This is a genomic window from Novosphingobium guangzhouense (assembly GCF_002896965.1).
GTDB classification, from domain to species: domain Bacteria; phylum Pseudomonadota; class Alphaproteobacteria; order Sphingomonadales; family Sphingomonadaceae; genus Novosphingobium; species Novosphingobium guangzhouense.
On record NZ_LYMM01000095.1, the window covers coordinates 176,935 to 194,819 of the forward strand.

At 64.9% G+C, this 17,885-nt stretch carries 15 protein-coding genes; 4 read left to right on the forward strand and 11 right to left on the reverse strand.

The genetic code is table 11. The annotated features are described in order from the left end of the window. The 3 genes from A8V01_RS26735 to A8V01_RS26740 form a co-directional block, all read right to left on the reverse strand. Positions 1–2,229: a putative bifunctional diguanylate cyclase/phosphodiesterase gene (locus tag A8V01_RS26735; RefSeq protein WP_103099257.1), complete on the reverse strand. Its 2,229-nt coding sequence runs from the start codon at positions 2,227–2,229 to the stop codon at positions 1–3. 150 nt (positions 2,230–2,379) lie between these two features. Then, positions 2,380–2,550, reverse strand: a complete 171-nt coding sequence (locus tag A8V01_RS28860; protein WP_170066080.1) for a hypothetical protein — start codon at positions 2,548–2,550, stop codon at positions 2,380–2,382. 110 nt (positions 2,551–2,660) lie between these two features. Further along, positions 2,661–4,247, reverse strand: a complete 1,587-nt coding sequence (locus A8V01_RS26740) for an isocitrate lyase (RefSeq protein WP_103099258.1) — start codon at positions 4,245–4,247, stop codon at positions 2,661–2,663. A gap of 146 nt (positions 4,248–4,393) precedes the next feature. On the opposite strand from A8V01_RS26740, the gene A8V01_RS26745 reads away from it, so the two are divergent. Continuing rightward, entirely contained in the window at positions 4,394–5,791 is a 1,398-nt protein-coding gene (locus A8V01_RS26745) for a helix-turn-helix domain-containing protein (protein WP_103099259.1), read from the forward strand. A gap of 6 nt (positions 5,792–5,797) precedes the next feature. Here A8V01_RS26745 and A8V01_RS26750 read toward each other — a convergent pair whose 3' ends face one another. The 5 genes from A8V01_RS26750 to A8V01_RS26770 all read right to left on the reverse strand — a co-directional run bounded on the left by A8V01_RS26750 (position 5,798) and on the right by A8V01_RS26770 (position 11,200). Continuing rightward, a complete protein-coding gene (locus tag A8V01_RS26750; protein ID WP_103099260.1) occupies positions 5,798–7,114 on the reverse strand; it encodes a cytochrome P450 in 1,317 nt (438 codons plus the stop codon). Further along, positions 7,114–8,313, reverse strand: a complete 1,200-nt coding sequence (locus A8V01_RS26755; RefSeq protein WP_103099261.1) for an amidohydrolase family protein — start codon at positions 8,311–8,313, stop codon at positions 7,114–7,116. The genes A8V01_RS26750 and A8V01_RS26755 overlap by 1 nt, the downstream gene beginning before the upstream one ends. 96 nt (positions 8,314–8,409) lie before the next feature. Beyond that, positions 8,410–9,594 (reverse strand): thiolase family protein, encoded by a 1,185-nt coding sequence (locus A8V01_RS26760; RefSeq protein WP_103099262.1) that lies wholly within the window; start codon positions 9,592–9,594, stop codon positions 8,410–8,412. Then, on the reverse strand, positions 9,591–9,980 hold the full coding sequence (locus tag A8V01_RS26765; RefSeq protein WP_103099263.1) for a Zn-ribbon domain-containing OB-fold protein: 390 nt from the start codon (positions 9,978–9,980) through the stop codon (positions 9,591–9,593). Before A8V01_RS26765 ends, A8V01_RS26760 begins: the two co-directional genes overlap by 4 nt. Further along, positions 9,980–11,200, reverse strand: a complete 1,221-nt coding sequence (locus A8V01_RS26770; RefSeq protein ID WP_103099264.1) for a CaiB/BaiF CoA transferase family protein — start codon at positions 11,198–11,200, stop codon at positions 9,980–9,982. The genes A8V01_RS26765 and A8V01_RS26770 overlap by 1 nt, the downstream gene beginning before the upstream one ends. A 118-nt stretch (positions 11,201–11,318) precedes the next feature. Between A8V01_RS26770 and A8V01_RS26775 the strand changes: the two genes are divergently transcribed. Continuing rightward, a complete protein-coding gene (locus A8V01_RS26775) occupies positions 11,319–12,383 on the forward strand; it encodes a phosphotransferase (protein ID WP_103099265.1) in 1,065 nt (354 codons plus the stop codon). Between the two features lie 100 nt (positions 12,384–12,483). Here A8V01_RS26775 and A8V01_RS26780 read toward each other — a convergent pair whose 3' ends face one another. The 3 genes from A8V01_RS26780 to A8V01_RS29495 form a co-directional block, all read right to left on the reverse strand. Beyond that, positions 12,484–15,021 (reverse strand): TonB-dependent receptor, encoded by a 2,538-nt coding sequence (locus A8V01_RS26780; RefSeq protein ID WP_103099266.1) that lies wholly within the window; start codon positions 15,019–15,021, stop codon positions 12,484–12,486. A 336-nt stretch (positions 15,022–15,357) separates the two neighbouring features. Beyond that, positions 15,358–16,077, reverse strand: a complete 720-nt coding sequence (locus tag A8V01_RS26785; RefSeq protein ID WP_103099290.1) for a dienelactone hydrolase family protein — start codon at positions 16,075–16,077, stop codon at positions 15,358–15,360. A gap of 199 nt (positions 16,078–16,276) precedes the next feature. Further along, positions 16,277–16,471: a hypothetical protein gene (locus A8V01_RS29495; protein WP_245892857.1), complete on the reverse strand. Its 195-nt coding sequence runs from the start codon at positions 16,469–16,471 to the stop codon at positions 16,277–16,279. Positions 16,472–16,670: 199 nt separating this feature from the next. On the opposite strand from A8V01_RS29495, the gene A8V01_RS29500 reads away from it, so the two are divergent. Further along, on the forward strand, positions 16,671–16,940 hold the full coding sequence (locus A8V01_RS29500; RefSeq protein ID WP_245892858.1) for a TonB family protein: 270 nt from the start codon (positions 16,671–16,673) through the stop codon (positions 16,938–16,940). A gap of 92 nt (positions 16,941–17,032) precedes the next feature. Continuing rightward, a partial coding sequence (locus A8V01_RS26795) for a mannose-1-phosphate guanylyltransferase (protein WP_103099291.1) occupies positions 17,033–17,885 on the forward strand: 853 nt, incomplete at its 3' end.

A 17,885-nucleotide genomic window follows, 5' to 3' on the forward strand; every position in this document is an offset into this window, starting at 1 on the left:
TCAAAGCGATACTGGATGAATTTTTTGTAAGCGCGTTTCCGTGACTTCAAGGCTTGGCGCTTCGGCGGGACGGCCGAAGTAATAGCCCTGCGCTTCGTCGCAGCCCTCGGCCTCCAGCACGCGCAGCTGGCTTTCAGTCTCTACGCCTTCTGCCAGCACCGGGATATCCAGGCTTTTGCCGAGCGCCAGCACGGCGCGAATGATGGCGCGGGCCTGTGCGCTGCCTTCCGAACGCATGAGGAAAGACTTGTCGATCTTGATCTTGTCGAACGGGAACGACTGCAAGGTGTCGAGCGAGGAATAGCCGGTGCCGAAATCGTCGATGGCCACGCTGATGCCCATGCCCTTGATCTGACGCAGGCAATGCAGTGCGCGCAGCTTGTCGGATATTATGGCAGTTTCGGTGATTTCCAGTTCCAGCCTGCGGGCGGGCAGGCCGGTTTCGAGCAGCACGGCGCGCACCATCTCGACAAGGTCGGGCTGGAGGAACTGCACCGGCGAAAGGTTGACCGCCACCTTTTCTTCGCCCGGCCAGCCGCGTGCCTCGATGCAGGCCTGGCGCAGCACCCATTCGCCCAGTGCGATGATTTCCCCGGTCTCCTCGGCGATGGGGATGAAGTCGGCGGGCGAAACGGCGCCGCGCACCGGATGCTGCCAGCGCAGCAGGGCCTCGTAACCGGCCAGCGTGCCGGTGCGCAGTGAGCGCTGCGGCTGGTAGAGCAGGCGCAGTTCGCCGCGCTCCACCGCATGGCGCAAGTCGGCGGCCAGCTGGCGGCGCTGGCGGGCACTTTCGTCCATGCCGGGTTCGAAGAAGCACACCGATTCGCCCAGTGTCGCCTTGGCGCGATACATGGCAAGGTCGGCATTGTTGAGCAGCGTTTCGCGTGTTGTGCCGTCCTGCGGGAATATGGCGATGCCAAGGCTTGCGCCCACGATCAGGGCATGGCCGCCATCAGCATCGGGGGCCGTGACGGGAGTGGCGATACAGGCGCGGATGCGGGCGATGAAATCATTGAGTTCGGCCCGCCGGGCATAGCGGATGGTGGCCGCGAATTCGTCGCCGCCGAGCCGCGCGATCGTCTCGTTGCTGCGGCGGGTGGAGGCCAGCCGTTCCGCCACGCTGCGCAGGAGATGGTCGCCCAGGGCATGCCCGAAGGTGTCGTTCACTTCCTTGAACCGATCGAGGTCGATGGCGATGACGGCCAGCCGGTCGTCACCCTCGCGGACCTCTGCGGTCATCTCGTCAAGGCTCTGGTAGAAGCGGGGACGGTTGGGCAGGCCGGTCAGCGCATCGTGCATCGCCATGTGCGCGATCTTCGCTTCGGAGCGACGCTGGGCGGTGATGTCCTCGAAAGTCGCGATCCACCCGCCGCCGGGCACCGGGCTTTCGGTGATCGCCAGCACAAGGTCTTCGCTGACGTCCAGTGTCCAGCCGGGGTTGCCGCCGCTTTCGATGGCACGTCGCACGGATTCGCGGATCATCGTCAGCGTTTCGGCCGGGTGCTTCCTTGCGGAAAAGCACCCCGCGTTGACCATGTCGCTGAGCGTCGAACCCGGCCGCCAGGTCGCTTCGCAGATCGACCAGACGCGATAGAAGGCGGGGTTGGCAAGCACCATGCGCTCGTCGCGATCGAACATGCACAGGCCTTGCGGCATATGGTCCAGCGCCATGTCGAGCCGCTGGCCGGCGGCGGCGACGGCGTCCTGGGCTTCCTTTATATCGGTGATGTCGCGGGTGATGAAGGAGTAGCCGATCAGGGAGCCGTCGCGGTCATGCAGCGTCTCGATCGTGCCTGTCGCCCAGAAATGCGTGCCGTCGCGGCGTGGGCATAGCCACTGGCCCTTGGCGATCCCTTTCGCGCCTGCTTCCTGCAGTGCGTTTGCGGGGCGGTGGGCGGCGCGGTCCTGCGCGGTGAAGAAGGATTCCAGCGGCAGGCCGATCGCCTCGTCTTCCTCATACCCGAACAGCGCGCGGCCTCCGGCGTTCCACTGGGTAACGCGGGCTTCCCGATCAAGCGCGCAGATGGCATAGCCCGACGTGTTGCGCAGCAGGCGGGAGAACTGGCGCTCACCCCGTTCGCGTTCCGCGTGCGCCTGATGCCACACCGAACGTGCGGTCAGCAGGGAAAGGCCGCATGACAGCGCGGCAATCAGGATCAGCGCCCACATGTGCTCGTGGCCGAAGCCCAGCACCCATTCCACACCCAAAGACGCAAACGATTGAACCATGCAGCCGGTCTATCGCAACGCGGTTTAGTCCCGCTGACCGTCATATGCGCAGTTCTGCGCAAGCGCGCGTTCACCTCTGGCGCGAAATGGCCCGCCGCACACGGGTGCGACGGGCCAAGCTTTCCTCCCCAGGAAAACCCTTGAGCGACCTCAGCGGCGAACTGCGCTGCCGAGGCGGTGGTAGAGATTGGAATACTTGGATGAGATCGGATCGTCCTCGTGCGCCTTGAGATAGTAGACGACGGCTTCCTGCAGCAGCTTGAAGTCCTCGTTCGAGAGCACCGCGCGAGCGCGGGTCGGTTCTGCGGTCATGGTGGTCATGCTATGTCCTTTCCTTGCTTGCTTTGCGGATCGCTTGCTCTGCTGCCTCAGGCAGCGAACGGGTTCCCCCCCCCCGCTGCCTTAGGCAGCGAACGGGTTCCCCCGCCGCCTCAGGCAGCGAACTGGTTCATCGTGTTGTGCGCGCCGCCGGCCTTGAGGGCTGCTTCGCCGGCGAAGTATTCCTTGTGGTCGTCGCCGATGTCGGAGCCCGCCATGTTCTGGTGCTTCACGCAGGCGATACCCTGGCGGATCTCCTGACGCTGCACGCCCTTGACGTAACCGAGCATGCCCGCCTCGCCGAAGTATTCCTTCGCCAGATTGTCGGTCGACAGTGCGGCGGTGTGGTACGTCGGCAGCGTGATCAGGTGGTGGAAGATGCCCGCTTCGCGCGCCGCGTCCTTCTGGAAGGTGCGGATGCGTTCGTCGGCCTCTGTCGCCAGTTCGGTGGCGTCATAGTCCACGCTCATCAGTCGCGCCCGGTCATAGGCGGAGACGTCCTTGCCGGCCGCTTCCCAGGCGTCGAAGACCTGCTGGCGGAAGTTGAGCGTCCAGTTGAAGCTGGGCGAATTGTTGTAGACCAGCTTTGCGTTCGGGATCACCTCGCGGATGCGGCTGACCATTGCGCCGATCTGGCCGATGTGCGGCTTCTCCGTCTCGATCCAGAGCAGGTCCGCACCGTTCTGCAGCGATTCGATGCAGTCGAGCACGCAGCGGTCCTCGCCGGTTCCGGGGCGGAACTGGTAGAGGTTGCTGGGCAGACGCCGGGGCTTCAAAAGCTTGCCGTCGCGGCTGATCAGCACGTCGCCGTGGCCCACGGTGGTGACTTCCTCGCAGTCGAGGAAGCTGTTGTACCTGTCGCCGATATCGCCCGCTTCACGGGTGAAGGCGATCTGCTTGGTCAGCCCCGCGCCGAGCGAGTCGGTGCGCGCCACGATCAGCCCTTCGTCGACGCCCAGTTCCATGAAGGCGTAGCGGACCGCGCGGATCTTCGCGATGAAGTCCTCGTGCGGGACAGTGACCTTGCCGTCCTGGTGGCCGCACTGCTTTTCATCCGAGACCTGGTTCTCGATCTGGATGCAGCAAGCGCCCGCCTCGATGAACTTCTTCGCAAGCAGGTACGTCGCCTCCGCGTTGCCGAACCCGGCGTCGATATCCGCGACGATCGGCACCACATGCGTCTCGTAAGCGTCGATCGCGTGTTCGATCCGCTTGGCCTCGACCTCGTCCCCGGCGTTGCGGGCATTGTCGAGATCGCGGAACATGCCGCCCAGTTCGCGCGCATCGGCCTGGCGCAGGAACGTGTAGAGTTCCTCGACCAATGCCGGAACGCTGGTCTTCTCGTGCATCGACTGGTCGGGCAAGGGGCCGAAATCGCTGCGCAGCGCGGCGACCATCCAGCCGGAGAGATAAAGGTAACGGCCCTTCGTCGACCCGAAGTGCTTCTTGATGGAGATCATCTTCTGCTGGCCGATGAAACCGTGCCAGCAGCCCAGCGACTGCGTGTAATTGGCCGGGTCGCGATCATAGGCCGCCATGTCCTCGCGCATGATGCGCGCGGTATGGCGGGCGATGTCGAGCCCGGTCTGGAAGCGGTTCTGCAGACGCATACGCGCGACGGATTCGGCCGCGATGCCGTTCCAGGTCGGTTCGGTGCCGATCGTGTTGCCGGCTTCGATGATCTTGCTCTGGTAGGTCACGATACGATCCTTCGCCGAATAATGTTGCTTTCGATGGGGTGGAGGTAATCGCAAGTTGTTCTGCCCGGAACCGGCGGCGAGGTGCTGTTGTCAAACTTTACAGATGTTCCTTGTAAAGTTGTGTGGATGTGACAGAATGCCTGCAAATGGCAGAAAACCGTCCTTTGTACCTTGGTCCCAGATTGCGGCGGCTGCGCCGTGAACTGGGACTTACTCAGCAGGCGATGGCCGACGACCTTGACATTTCGCCCAGCTACGTCGCTTTGCTAGAGCGCAATCAACGCCCGGTCACGGCGGACATGCTGCTGCGCCTGGCGAGGACATACCGCCTCGATATCGCCGAGATCGCGGGTGACGAAGGGGAGGATTACCAGCGCCGCGTCAGCGCCGTGCTGCGCGATCCGATCTTTGCCGATATCGATCTGCCCGCGCTGGAAGTGGCCGACCTTGCCACCAGCTTCCCCGGCATTTCCGAAGCCCTGCTGCGGCTGCATCAGGCCTACACGCGTGAGGCGCAGGCGCTGGCCGAACAGCGCGCCGCCGGACCGATGGCGGATGAGAACGAACCTGTGCGCGAAGCCCAGCGCTTCCTTGCCGCCAACCGCAACTACTTCCACGCGCTGGACATGCGGGCCGAGGAACTGGCCGGAGAGATCGAGAAGGCTGGCGGCGCGGTCGACTGGCTGGGGGCGAAGGGCGTGCGGGTGCGCTTCCTGCCGCCCGACGTGTTGTTGGATTCGCTGCGCCGTTTTGACAGGCACAACCAGCAACTGCTGATCGCCGACACCCTTGATCACGCCAGCCGTGCCTTCCAGATCGCCACGCATATCGCGCACACTGCATTGCGCACGGAGATCAAGCAGACGATCCGGGCCGAGGCATTTTCCAGCCGCACCACGGCAACGCTGCTGCTTCGCGCGCTGGCGGGCTATGCCGCGGCCGCGATCGTCATGCCCTATGGCCGCTTTGCCCGTGCTGCCGACCAGCGGCGATACGATATCGATGCCCTGTGCGCGCTGTTCGGCGCCAGTTTCGAGCAGGTGGCGCATCGCCTGACCACCCTCCAGCGGCCGGGGGAGGAGCGGGTCGGCTTCTTTTTCATCCGTGTGGACGAAGCCGGGAACGTCTCCAAGCGGCTGGACGGCGCGGGCTTTCCCTTCGCTGCGCATGGCGGTGGCTGCCCCTTGTGGAGCGTCCATCAGGTGTTCCGCCATCCGGGCGAGATCATGCCTCAGTGGCTGGAACTGCCGGGCGGAGAGCGGTTCTTTTCGATCGCACGCACCGTAACCGGGGGCGCCGTCGGTTACGGCGGTGCGCGCGTATTGCGCGCGGTGGCGCTCGCCTGCGCGGCGGAGCAGGCGGAGCGGTTGGTCTATGCCGCAGGTGTGGAGCCCGCCAAGGCGCCGACCACGCCGATCGGCGTCACCTGCCGCCTGTGCCAGCGCGCCGAATGCACCGCCCGATCGGTGCCGCCGATCGGGCGCGATGTGCTGGCGGACGACTATCGCCGCGCCGCGCAGCCCTACACTTTCGCGGAAAGCTGAGCGGTTTCAGCGTAGCAGCACCGGCAGTCCTGATACGCCCTGTTGTTCCAGTCCGCCGGTCATGAACGGCGCTGGCGCATCGGGATCGAGGCGCAGACCGGGGAAGTGATCGAGCAGGGCGTTGATGCCGCGGTTGATCTCCACCCGCGCCACGTTCATGCCAAGGCAGCGATGCGTGCCGAACCCGAAGGCAAGGTTGGTCTTCTTGGGGCGGAACAGGTCGTACTCGTCGGGCCGTTCCCAGCGCGCAGGGTCGCGGTTGGCGGGGCCAAGGCCCAGTTCCAGCACCGCGCCCTTGGGGATGGCGTGGCCGTAAAGCTCGGTATCTTCCATCACCATGCGGTAGAAATAGGGCGCGGTGGGATACCAGCGCAGGCTTTCCTCGACCGCATCGTCCACCAGTGCACGATCGGCGCGCACGGCCTCCAGCTGTTCGGGATGGGTAAGCAGAGCGTAGAGCGCGATGCCCATCTGCCGCCATGAAGTGCCGCCGCCCGCAACCATCACCAGCTTGACGTGGGCCATGATCTCGCGGTCGGTCAGGGGGCGCGGTTCCTCGCCGGGCATCTGCAGCTTCATCGTGATGAGGAAGCTGACGAGATCATCCTTCGGCTCCTGGCGCCGGCGCGCGATCAGGCCAAGCACGGTGTTTTCGACGATCTTCGCGTTCGCCTGCCGCTGTTCCATCGTCACCGTGCGGCTGGAACTGGTGGAGTTGAGGTAGGCGTGGCGGAAACGCAGCGCCTCATCCCCGTCGAGGCCGATGGCGGTGGTGATCGTGTAGACCGGGATGCGCGCGCAATAGTCGAGGTTGAGGTCGGCGCGATCATCCCGGCTCATGCGCGTGATCAGGCGCTCGATGATGGTGTCGATGGTGTGTTCGCGCCACCAGCCCATCGCTTCGGGCATATTGAAGCGCGGCTGGATGGTGCGGCGATAGGCGCGGTGAACCGGCGGGTCCATTTCAAGGATTCCCATGGTCTTCTCGCCCGCCGGATTATCGTGCCCCTGCACGGAATTGGAGAAGACGGAAGGGTTGCGCAGCGCCGCTTCCACCGCCTCGAAAGACAGCACCGTCCAGTGCGGACGCCCGGCGGCGCGGGCGTGACGTTCGTGCAGCGGCAGCCCCAGCAGTTCGCGCAGCCGTCCTTTCAGCACCGGACCTTGTGCGCGCAAAGCGTGGATGCGCGGCATGATCGCGGCCACTTCGACAAGGTTGCCGATCGCCTCCGCCTCGCGGCGCACATCGTAGAGTTCCTCGTAGAGCGGGTCATCGGCGGTGAGGACGTCGTCGTTCTCGGGCGCGGTGGGCGTGTCCAGCATCAGGCGATCCCCAGCAGCTTGCAGGCATTGTCGTGGATGATCGCGCGCACGTCGGCCTCTGGCACGCCTTCGAAGTCGCGCAGGATGATCTCGCGCGATTTGGGGAAGGTCGTTTCCGAATGCGGATAGTCCGATGACCACATGATGTTACGGCCGCCGGGCAGGTCGCGGCACAGGATGCCGGTGCGATCCTGGATGAACGATCCGTAGACGTTGGTGTCCATATAATAGCTGGGCGGGTTCTTGATCGGGCATTCGGTCCAGAAGCGCTGCTTCTCCCAGGTGCGGTCGTTGTATTCGGCGTACCAGGCGAACCAGCCCACGCCGCTTTCCATCGAACCGATGCGCAGGGCGGGGAAGCGGTCGAAGATGCCGTTGTAGATGAAGATGCCGATCGGTTCGGCCATGGCCATCTTGCTCATCGGCATGTCGGGCAGGAAGAACTGCTTCTGTCCGAAGCGCGGCACCCGCGCGCCGAGGTGGAAGGTGATGACAAGGTTGTGATCGCAGATCGTCTTCCACAGCTTGTCGAACGCGGGGTCGGAATACTGCAGCGCGCCCTTCTGGTCGCCGGTCAGGGCGGAAACCTGCCCGTCCTTCATGTTGGCGATGCCTGATGATGTTTTCCACGCATCGGGGTTTTGCGGGAACGCGGGCAGGTTGATGGCGCGAAAGCCCTTCTTCGCCAGCCGGGTGACATGCTGGCAGGTCTCGTCGATATCGCGCATGGGCACGTAGCCCACCGGATAGAGCCGGTCCGGCGCGACCGAGGCGAAGTCCATCACCCAGTCCTGATAGGCGATGTAGCTGGCGACGTAGAGTTCGTTGTCGAACGAGCCCAGCGGCCCGCCGCCGAACAGCAGCGCGGCGTCCATCCCGTCCGCGTCCATGTCGGCAAGGCGGGTGGCCGGTTCCCAGACCTTGCGCTGATCGGCAAGCCGGCCCTTCATCTTGAAGTTCTTGCCCTCTCGCCCGGCCTGGTTGTTGATCATCATGAACGGGCGGCGGTTGCCCTCGAAGCAGATGTAGTCTCCGTCTTCGGCATGTTCGATCGTCGGCGCGCGGTCTTTCAGGTGTGCGGGGAGGTAGTTCTTCCACATGTCGTGCGGCGGATCGATGTGCGCGTCGGCATCGAAAATCGGGCCGTACTGCCAGTCTGCCGCCGCGTTCGCACGGATGGCGGGATCTGCTTCGCTCATGGGTGGCTCCTCTTGTCCCGTTTTATAATTCTAAATAGTGAATTGATTATCGCACTTGTGAATGAGTCGGTCAAGCTGATCGCAAGGCGGGCTGCGTCAGTCTCGCCGCAGGATCATCGCCCCGTAGCCGTAGCCGCCGTTCGAAATGACGCAGGTGCGCGCATCGGCCACCTGCCTTGCGCCGCCCCGACCCCACAGTTGCACCGTCGCCTCATGAATGTGCCCGTAGCCATGGAACCGCCCGGCCGAGAGCTGGCCGCCGCCGGTGTTGAGCGGCAGTTCGCCGCCCAGCGCGATCCGCGTACCGCCCTCGGTAAAGCGGCAGGCTTCGCCCCGTGGCACAAGGCCGAGCGCCTCCAGCCACATCCACACATGGATCGAGAAACCGTCGTAGATTTGCGCGCAGTCCATCGCGGCGGGCGTCAGGTCCGTGCGCTGCCACATCATCGCCCCGGCGCGGTGCGCGGCGGGCAGTTGGGTGAAGTCCCCATCGTGTCGCCCCACCCATAGCCCGCCCACGGCCATGCCCATCGCTTCGATATGGAGCGGCGGATTGCGCAAGTCCTTCGCCGCATCGCGGTGCGACAGGACGATGGCGGTGGACCCGTCGATATGGCTGTCGCAATCGAACAGCCTGAGCGGCGACGAGATCACCCGCGCCGCCAGATAATCGTCGAGCGTCAGCGGCTTCCTGTAGATCGCGTTGGGGTTGTGCGCGGCGTTGGCGCGGTTGTTGACGGCGATGGCGCCCAGCTGCGCTGCATTCGCGCCGTACTTGTCGAAGTAGGCTTGCGCGTAAAGGGCGAACATGTTGATCGGCGAGAGCGCGTTGTAGGGCACTGTCCAGGCGTTGTTGCCGTCCACCCGGTCGCGCGCGCCTGCCATCAGCGTGGAAGCGCGCGAGGCAAGCCGGGCTTGCGCCTGTGCAACGCTGCGGAACACCACGACATGTCGGGCCAGGCCGCAGGCGATCGCGGTCACCGCGTTGAAGATCGGCGCCATATGGCTGAACCCTTCGGCCGAGGCGAGGATCCAGCGCGGTTCGATGCCCAGCACGGCAGCAGCTTCCGATGGGCTGACCGGCGCGATGCCGCCGCCCTCGCTGCTCTTGCCGGGATACGTGGCTATGCCGTCGATATCGCCGGGGGAGAGGCCCGCGTCGGCGATGGCGGCAAGGCAGGCGTCGGCGGTCAGTTGCAGCGGCGTGCGCGGGGAAGGGCGGCCGACTTCGGACTGCGCCGCGCCGGTGATGCACACTTGCTTTTCGGGGAGGTGGGTCATGCCGCATCCTCCCGGAACATCGGCAGCCAGACATCGTCGTGGCATTCGAACTCGACCGTCAGCGGCATCCCTGCGCGAACATCGTCGGCAAGGACATTGGTGAAGACATAGAGCTGCTCCTGCTCCGCCAGTTCGACCGCGCCGAACACGAAGGGAACCTCCAGCCCCGGCACCCACGCCTCATGGTTCACGGTATAGCTGGCAAGGCGGCCCTTTCCCGAAACGGGCTGGGGCGCAACGGCCTCGCTGCCGCAGGCGGAACAGCGGGGAAAGGGCGGGTGCTGGTACTTGCCGCAATCGCCGCAGCGCTGGATGCGCAGCACGCCGTCCGCACCCGATGTCCAGTAGAATGCGGTTTCAGGCTCAAGCCGGGGCAACTTGCGCATCAGAACACCACGCCCTGCACCTTGAGGTCGATGATCTCATCCTCTGCGTAGCCCAGCCCGGTCAGCACCGCGTCGCTGTCTGCCCCCAGTTCGGGTGAGCGGGTGGAGGAAAGGGGCGCATCGTCGAACAGCATCGGCAACCCGATCATCGGGATCTTCGTGCCGTCTGCGTAATCGATGTGCTTGAGGTAGCCGTTGGCTTCGGCCTGCGGATCGTCCTTCATTTCGCCCACGTCCTGCACGACGTCCCACTGGCCGGACTGGCGGGCAAGGATCGCCTTCCATTTGGCAAGTGTCCTGCTGGCAAACAGGGCCGTCACTTCGGCGTGGCAGGCATCGATGTTCTGCCGCCGCGCGGCGGCATCGACGAACCGGGGATCGGCGGCAAGGTCGGGCCGCCCGGCGACTTCGCACAGGGGCGCCCAGTACTTGTCGGCCTGCAACATGCACAGCGCCAGAAAGCGCCCGTCGGCGGTGCGGTAATTGGCGACGAGCACGTTGTTGGGCCTGTCCGCAGGCGGCTTGGGGAATTTCTGCACCCCGTCTGCCGTCGCCTGACAGACGTAGCGCTGCATCGACCACAAGGCCGTGCCCAGCAGCGAGACGTCCACGCTTGATGCCTCTCCCGTCAGGGCGCGCTTGGCGATGGCCGCGCAGATTGCGCCCGAAAGCATCGCGCCTGAAAGGGTGTCGCCGAAGGCCGGTCCCGGCGGGCCTACCGGGTGCGCGGCATCGGCGTCGGTCAGAGAGGACGATATTCCCCCGCGTGCCCAGAAGGTGATTGCGTCATAACCGCCTTTCTCCCGGTCCGGGCCATTGGGGCCAAGCGCGCTGCCGCTGGCGTATATGAGATTTGGGTACGCGGCGCGGATGGATTCCGCATCGATCCGCATTGCCCGCCGGGCCGGGGGCAGCAGGTTGGTGAGGAACACGTCGGCATCTGCCAGCAGCCGGTCGAGCACCGCGCGGCCTGCCTCCTGCTTGAGATCGAGCGTGACCGAGCGCTTGCCCCGGTTGTAGCTTTCCCAGGAATAGTCGATCCGGCCGTTGCCCGATCCTCCCCCCAAGCCGCCGATGGACAGGCCCCGCAACGGGTCGCCGGTGGGCGGCTCGATCTTGATCACGTCGGCGCCAAGGTCGGCCAGCATCCCGCCGCAGGCAGGCACGAAGGCCCACATCGCGACTTCGACGACCTTGATGCCTTCCAGCGGCTTGCCCATCGGCTTCTCCCGTTTTCGTTACCATCGCTTGACCGATGAAATTCTATATTGCGAAGGATGGAACGAAATGGCGAATTAGGTCAAGCCGAAGCAACAGATATCGGGAAAGGGAAAAGGCATGTCTGACGTCCTTGAAAGGCGGATCCCCGCGCGGCCGCAGATCGCGGTTCCGGCAACGCTGGAACAGGCGCTCGATCCGCAATGGCTGGCGGGAGCACTGGCGCAAACCGCGGCCGGGCGCGGGATTGCGCAGGTAGAGCAGGTAGAGCTGATCCGCACCGTTGCCACCAAGGTGCGCTTTGCGGTGACCTTCGCGGATGGCGAGCGGCAGGGCTTCTGCCTCAAGGGCCTGCTCGACGTGGACGCGATGACTGCGCGCGGCGGGCCGACCTGCGTGCTCGAATCGGACTTCTACAACCGGATCGCGCCGGTCATCGACCTGCGAGTGCCCGCTTGCGTCGCCACTGTGATCGACCGAGAAGGACAACAGGCGGTGACGATCATGCGCGACCTGATCGCCGATGGTGCGCGGTTCTGTTCGGCGCTAGACCCGTTCACGGCCGACGATGCGCTGGAGAGCTTGACGCAGCTGGCCCGGCTTCATGCGCGCAGCGATCTGCTTGAAGGCGCCGACTGGATACGCCCCCGCGCGGCGGAACTGGCGAAGATGAGCTACGTCACGCCCGAAGCGCTGCAGGACCTGCTCGACGGGCCGCGCGGGGACAACCTTTCTCCCCGCGTGCGCAGCGCGGCCAACCTTGCGGTGGCGATCAAGGCGCTTGCGGCGCGCGATGGCGCAAGGCCGCAGTTCCTGATCCATGGAGACGCTCATGCAGGGAACATCTTCAGGACCGCCGAAGGGATGGGCGTGATCGACTGGCAACTGCTCCAGCGGGGGGGCTGGGCGCTTGATGTGGCCTATCACCTGAATGCGGTGCTGCCGACCGATGTGGCCGAAGCGGAAGAACGGCGGCTGCTTGGCGAATACCTGGCGATGATGCGCGGCCATGGCATGACGATGCCGGGCGAGGAGGACGCCTGGGCGCAGTACCGCGAGGGGGTGACTTACGGCTATTACCTTTGGGCGATCACCCGAAGGGTCGATCCGCCGGTGATCGTCCAGTTCGTCGACCGGCTCGGCAAGGCGGTGATGCGGCATGACAGTTTCGGCCTGCTGGCCTGACATGTGAAAAGGCCACGCCGGTCAAGGCGTGGCCCAGGTTCGGCCCAGGGGCCGTCACGAACCCCGCGCACTCGGCGGCGCGGGGTTCTTGTTGTGGAGGTCAGCGGCCGAAGTTGTACTTCAGGCGCAGGCCGTACATGCGCGGCGGGCCGTACATGAAATCGCCGATCCCGGCCGAATCGTAGCCACCGCCCGTTGTGGTGCGATACTTCTTGTTGGTGACGTTCTGCGCGAACAGCATCACGTCGAAGCCGGTGCCGCCGATATCGGCAATGCCCGCATTCAGGTTCAGCAGGCTGTAGCCCGGCACTTCGATGCTGCCGTCCACCAGCTGCTTGGCGGTATAGGTGAAGATCGCCCCGAAGCTGAGTTCGCCCACGTTTTCACCCAGCGACACCGCATAATCGCCGGAAAGCGACATCTTGTGCTTGGGCGAATAGGTAAGCGGGCCGCCGATCGCGCCGCGCGGGATGATCTCCTCGAACGGACTGTCGGCCGACAGCGGCGGCGGAACCAGTTCCTTCAGCTCGGTGTCGAGGTAGGTGTAGCCCGCCGAGAAGCGCAGACCCTGCACGGGGGTGATGCCCGCGTCCACTTCGACGCCCCGGATCACCGACTTGCCCGCGTTGATGATCGCAGCGCCGCCGACAAGGCCGCTGCCTTCCTTGGCGATCAGCGCGCCGAAGACCTGCTGGTCGGAGAAGTCGTTCCAGAACCCGGCGATGTTGAAGTAGCCGGGCAGGGCGCCGCGGAAGGTCAGCTTGGCGCCCACTTCATAAGCGTCGACCTTTTCGGGCAGGGCGGTCTCGATGCCGGGGTTGGTGAAGTTCACCGTGCCCTGGCGATAGCCGCGCGCATACTTGGCATAGATCAGCGTGTCCGGCGTCGGCTTGAAGTCGAAGTCGATCAGCCAGGTCGGCTTGTTGGACTTGTTGACGATGCGGGTCCGGCAGGCCGAAGTGTCTCCGCCATTGGCGACGAGGTTCACGGTCGGGTGGTTGAGATTGTCGTTACAGACCCGGCTGGCGACGATGTAGCCGAATGTCGGATGCTGGACGTAGACCCAGCGGTTGCTTTCGGAAAGACCGTCGATCTTGTCGAAGGTCCAGCGGCCGCCAAGGGTCAGGGCCAGCTTGTCCGTGAAGTTGTAGGTGCCCTGCGCGAAGACGCCATGGTTGTCGAACTTCATCCGGGTGCGCGATTCGGAAATGATCGTGCCGGGAATGGGCGACGCGGCGGAGAGCGGCAGGCCCGCCGCGCAGTCCATGGTGCCGGGATCGGTGCAGTTGCCGTAAATACCGGTGCGCTGCTGGTTCCACCCGATCGGGCGGCTGAATTCCAGGTATCCGCCGATCACGTAATTGAGCTTGCCGTCTGCCGAGCGCCCCTGCAGCTGCAGTTCCTCGGTAACGGTCGATTCCGCTGCGGCATTGTAATTGGGCATGGTGCCGAGCTGGATATAGTCGAACCGACCGCCGACCTGCGGTCCGAACAGTCCGGCATAAAAGCGTGTGACGTCGGTGTCCGGCACGAAGAAGTTGTCGCTGTAGAGCTGGAACTGGCTCTGTTCACGATATTCGCCATAGCTGGCGATGTTCTTGATCGTGATGGTATCGCTGGCCTGCCAGGTCGTGGTGTTGATCGCCTGCCACGTACGCAGGAACATGCGCGGATTGGGATTTCCAACCTCGACGTCAAGCGGACCGTCGCCCCGCGCCGCCTGCCGGTCGATCTGGTCGCAGGCGGCAAGCGAGGTGTAATACCGCGTGAGGTTGCCCCCGGCGAAGGGAGAGGTCGGGTTGCGATCGCAGAACTCGTAATGCGATGCATAGCCGTTGGTGTCCGAACGGCTGTAGTGGAAGATCGTGTAGTTCTCCAGGTCCGGCGTCAGGTCGGCGACGATGCTCAGGCGGCCGTAGAAGTAGTTGACGTCGTTGAAGTCCCTGGGCCCGATTCCGGAGTGGTTCTTCATGTAGCCGTCGCGTTCGTTACGGTCGATCGCGACGCGGATCTTGAAGGTGTCCGCCAGCGGGGCGTTGAACATCGCCTGCACGCGGCGCTGGTCGTAGTTGCCGTAAGTCCCCTCGATCGAGGCTTCCAGCAGGTCGGTCGGCTTGGATGGCACCAGCAGCACGGCGCCGCCCGTGGTGTTGCGGCCCTGAAGGGTGCCTTGCGGCCCCTTGAGAACCTGCACGTTCTGCAGATCGGTGAAGGCGCCCGCACCCACGGTATTGCCGCCCGCCGTGCCGCCTTGTGCGCGCACGCCCACGACGTCGGCGAAATAGACGCCCACGGTCGGCGCGGTCGATGCATCCTGGTTGAATCCGCGGATGGAGAAGGTCGACTTTTCAGGGCCGTAGCGCGTGTTCACCGAGAGCGAAGGCGTGAAGGCCGCGAGGTCCGAGGCGACCGCGATGTTGCGCTTCTCGATCTGGTCGCCGCTGAACACGGTGATGGAGATCGGCACATCCTGCAGGCGTTCCTCGGTGCGGCGGGCGGTGACGATGATCTCGTCCGGGCTCATTCCCTGTGCCCGCACCGGGGTTGTCGCCAGCCCCGAAAGCGCCAGCCCCGCGCAGGCCATTGCCCGCAGCGCCACGCCATGTGTCAGTTGTCCCCTCAACTTTCGTGCAATCATGACCTCTCCTCTCCTCCGGAAACATTGTTCTCATTGTCGGCAGGACGATCTGCGGGACGGCCGGCCTTTGCCGGTCCGCGCGGGGATTTGGCTGGATGATCGAAGTCGGGGAAGCGGCCGGCACGGCAAAGCCGGCCAGTGATCGACGCCCCCTAAGCGCCAGTTCTCTCCCTGTTGCCGATGCCCGGCAGTCGTTCTTGCCTGAGGGAAAGCCTACGAATCCCCCGTCGCTTTGCAAGAATAACTGCGCGGCTTTCAGTTCACAATTGGGAATATCATATCGCAAAAGTGAATATGCTTGAGAGTGTCACCTAATTGGAACACCTGTTCAGTCAATCATGCCGCGAGGGTCACTTCGAGCAGCGCAAGAGTGCCGCTCCAGGCAATTCGATGTGCCGTCGGATCATAGGCTATCCCCTCGGCGATACCGTCATGGTCGGGGTCGGTGAACGCGTGGCAGGCCCGCGCGAACTCGGTTGCGGCGTAGTCTGCCCCGGCCGCGTCCAGTTCGGCACGAAGGGCGTCGAAATCCCCGCGCGGCACATAAGGATCGCGGCCTCCGGTCCAGACTGCGATGCGTGCGGGCACTGCTCCGGGTCTGGCCGGGGCATGAGTGGCGAGCAGCCCGTGAAAGCTCGACACCGCGCGGACGGGCGCGCCGCTGCGTGCCAGTTCGAGAACGCACTTTCCGCCAAAGCAGTAGCCGATCGCCGCTACCCTGTTTGCATCGACGTCAGGCAGGGCGCGCACCGTTTGGAACCAGGTGACGATACGTTCACGCAGCACGTCGGGGCGGGCCATCAGATCGGCGAAGTACCGGCCGGCAGTCTGCGGGGTCGAGATATCGGCGCCGCGTCCGTACATGTCGATGGCGATGGCAAGATATCCGGCGTCGGCCAGCGTCTGGACCGCAGCGGCGAAGCTGGGGCCGGGGCCGGTCGCGCCGGGGACCATCAACACCGCCGCATGGGCTCCGCTGCCTTTCGGGCGGGCGCAAAACCCTTCCAGGCCAACGCCGCCATGCTCGCAGATCACCGGTTCGAATCTCTCGTCCATCGTGCCGCCCTCTTCCATTCTTCGCATATCGGAATTGTATTTTGCAAAATGGAATGATCGTCGGTTGTCCGCTTGTCAAAGCTTGCACCCGCTTGTGCGCTCGTGCGATCAGGCCCGGAATGACGGGCAGGCGATCCGGTAACAGGTACAGGCAGGACGGCGCTGCGCGCTGGAAGGTGGCCGGTGTGGTTCTGCTCATTCATGTCGCGGCCCTGATCGGGCTGGTGCGGGCGTTCACGCCTGATCTTCCCGCCCGGATCGCACGGACGGTGACGCAGGCGTTCACGATCTCGGCCGATCCTCCCTCTCCATCGGTACCAAGCGCTTCCTCGGCGCCGGCGACCTCGGCTCCGAAAGAGCAAGGGCGCGCGGCGCCTGCGGGGCGGAAAGCCACGCCGCGGCCGGTCGCGGCACCGAAGGCCCCGGTGGTCGTTCTCCCTACGCAGGCGCCCGCCGTTGTGGGCAATGGTACGCAGAACGATGCAGGGGCCGCTGTCCGGGGTGAAGGGACGGGCGCGGCGGGAAACGGTTCCGGGACCGGAGCAGGTGCGGGCGGGGCCGGCCCCGGCGGTGGCGGTGGAGGGTCGCCGACGGTGAAGATCGCCGGCGATATCAACTCGGCCAGGGACTATCCGCGGGCCGGGCGGGACTTGCGGGTCGGGGCCTCGGTTACCATCGACTTGACGGTGGGGCGCGACGGCCGGGTCACCTCATGCCGCGTGATCCAGCCGAGCCCCGATCCGCAAGCCGACCGTATCACCTGTGACCTTGCAACCCGGCGTTTTCGCTTCCGTCCGGCAACTGATTCAGGGGGCAACCAAGTTGAAGCGTTGTATAGATGGCGCCAGCGGTGGTTTTATTGACCGGTTACATGCGCAGCGCCGTTTGCATCGGCACAATCGGCAGCTATGACCATGGCATCGGTATCCGTCACGTGACGAGCAACACTTCCCTTATGTCGATCCTTGTTCCTGTTATTCTGTGCGGCGGCAGTGGTACGCGGCTTTGGCCGCGCAGCCGGGCGGCGATGCCCAAGCCATTCCTGCCGCTGGTGGGCGAGAGTACTCTTTTCGAAGCGGCCCTGGCACGCTGCCCCGGTTCTGCGGGCTTTGCCGGGCCGGTGGTCGTCACCGGCCACAAGCACCTTGGCCATGTAGAGGCGCAGCTTGGGGCGGTTGCCGGCGTCGGAGCGGGCGCGCAGGTCATCGTCGAGCCTTCTGCCCGCAACACCGCCGCCGCCATCGCGCTGGCCGCGTACCGGCTGCCCGAAGATGCCGTGATGCTCGTGTGCCCAAGCGACCACCACATCGGCAATGTCGAGGCTTTCGCGGTGGCTGCGGCCGCTGCGGCAAAGCTGGCAGAACAGGGCTGGCTGGTCTCCTTGGGGATCGAGGCGACGCGGCCGGAAACCGGCTTCGGCTATCTCAAGCGCGGCGATGCGATCCCCGAGCACGGCGGTTTCCGCACCGCGCAATTCGTCGAAAAGCCCGATCTGGCACGCGCGCAGGCGTTTCTGGCAGAGGGTATCTATGCCTGGAACGGCGGCATCTTCGCGTTTCGGGTCAAGGATTTCCTGACCGAACTGGAGCAGCATCGTCCGGATGTTGCCGCCAGCGTGGCCGAAGCGGTGGCGAAGGGCACCGAGGACGGGCAGCGCTTCCACCCCGACGCCGATCTCTTCGCGAAAGTGCCCAGCGTTTCGGTGGACTATGCGGTGATGGAAAACACCACCCGCGCGGCGATGGTCCCGGCGGACATGGACTGGTCCGACATCGGCAACTGGCACGCGCTGCACGAAGCGCTCGACC

Coding starts and splice junctions, on each gene's coding strand:
- A8V01_RS26765 (WP_103099263.1), bottom strand. CDS start 9,980: ATGCGCAAGTTGCCCCGGCTTGAGCCTGAAACCGCATTCTACTGGACA.
- A8V01_RS26760 (WP_103099262.1), bottom strand. CDS start 9,594: ATGACCCACCTCCCCGAAAAGCAAGTGTGCATCACCGGCGCGGCGCAG.
- A8V01_RS26735 (WP_103099257.1), bottom strand. CDS start 2,229: ATGGTTCAATCGTTTGCGTCTTTGGGTGTGGAATGGGTGCTGGGCTTC.
- A8V01_RS26770 (WP_103099264.1), bottom strand. CDS start 11,200: ATGGGCAAGCCGCTGGAAGGCATCAAGGTCGTCGAAGTCGCGATGTGG.
- A8V01_RS26755 (WP_103099261.1), bottom strand. CDS start 8,313: ATGAGCGAAGCAGATCCCGCCATCCGTGCGAACGCGGCGGCAGACTGG.
- A8V01_RS26785 (WP_103099290.1), bottom strand. CDS start 16,077: ATGGACGAGAGATTCGAACCGGTGATCTGCGAGCATGGCGGCGTTGGC.
- A8V01_RS28860 (WP_170066080.1), bottom strand. CDS start 2,550: ATGACCACCATGACCGCAGAACCGACCCGCGCTCGCGCGGTGCTCTCG.
- A8V01_RS26780 (WP_103099266.1), bottom strand. CDS start 15,021: ATGATTGCACGAAAGTTGAGGGGACAACTGACACATGGCGTGGCGCTG.
- A8V01_RS26750 (WP_103099260.1), bottom strand. CDS start 7,114: ATGCTGGACACGCCCACCGCGCCCGAGAACGACGACGTCCTCACCGCC.
- A8V01_RS26775 (WP_103099265.1), top strand. CDS start 11,319: ATGTCTGACGTCCTTGAAAGGCGGATCCCCGCGCGGCCGCAGATCGCG.
- A8V01_RS26745 (WP_103099259.1), top strand. CDS start 4,394: ATGGCAGAAAACCGTCCTTTGTACCTTGGTCCCAGATTGCGGCGGCTG.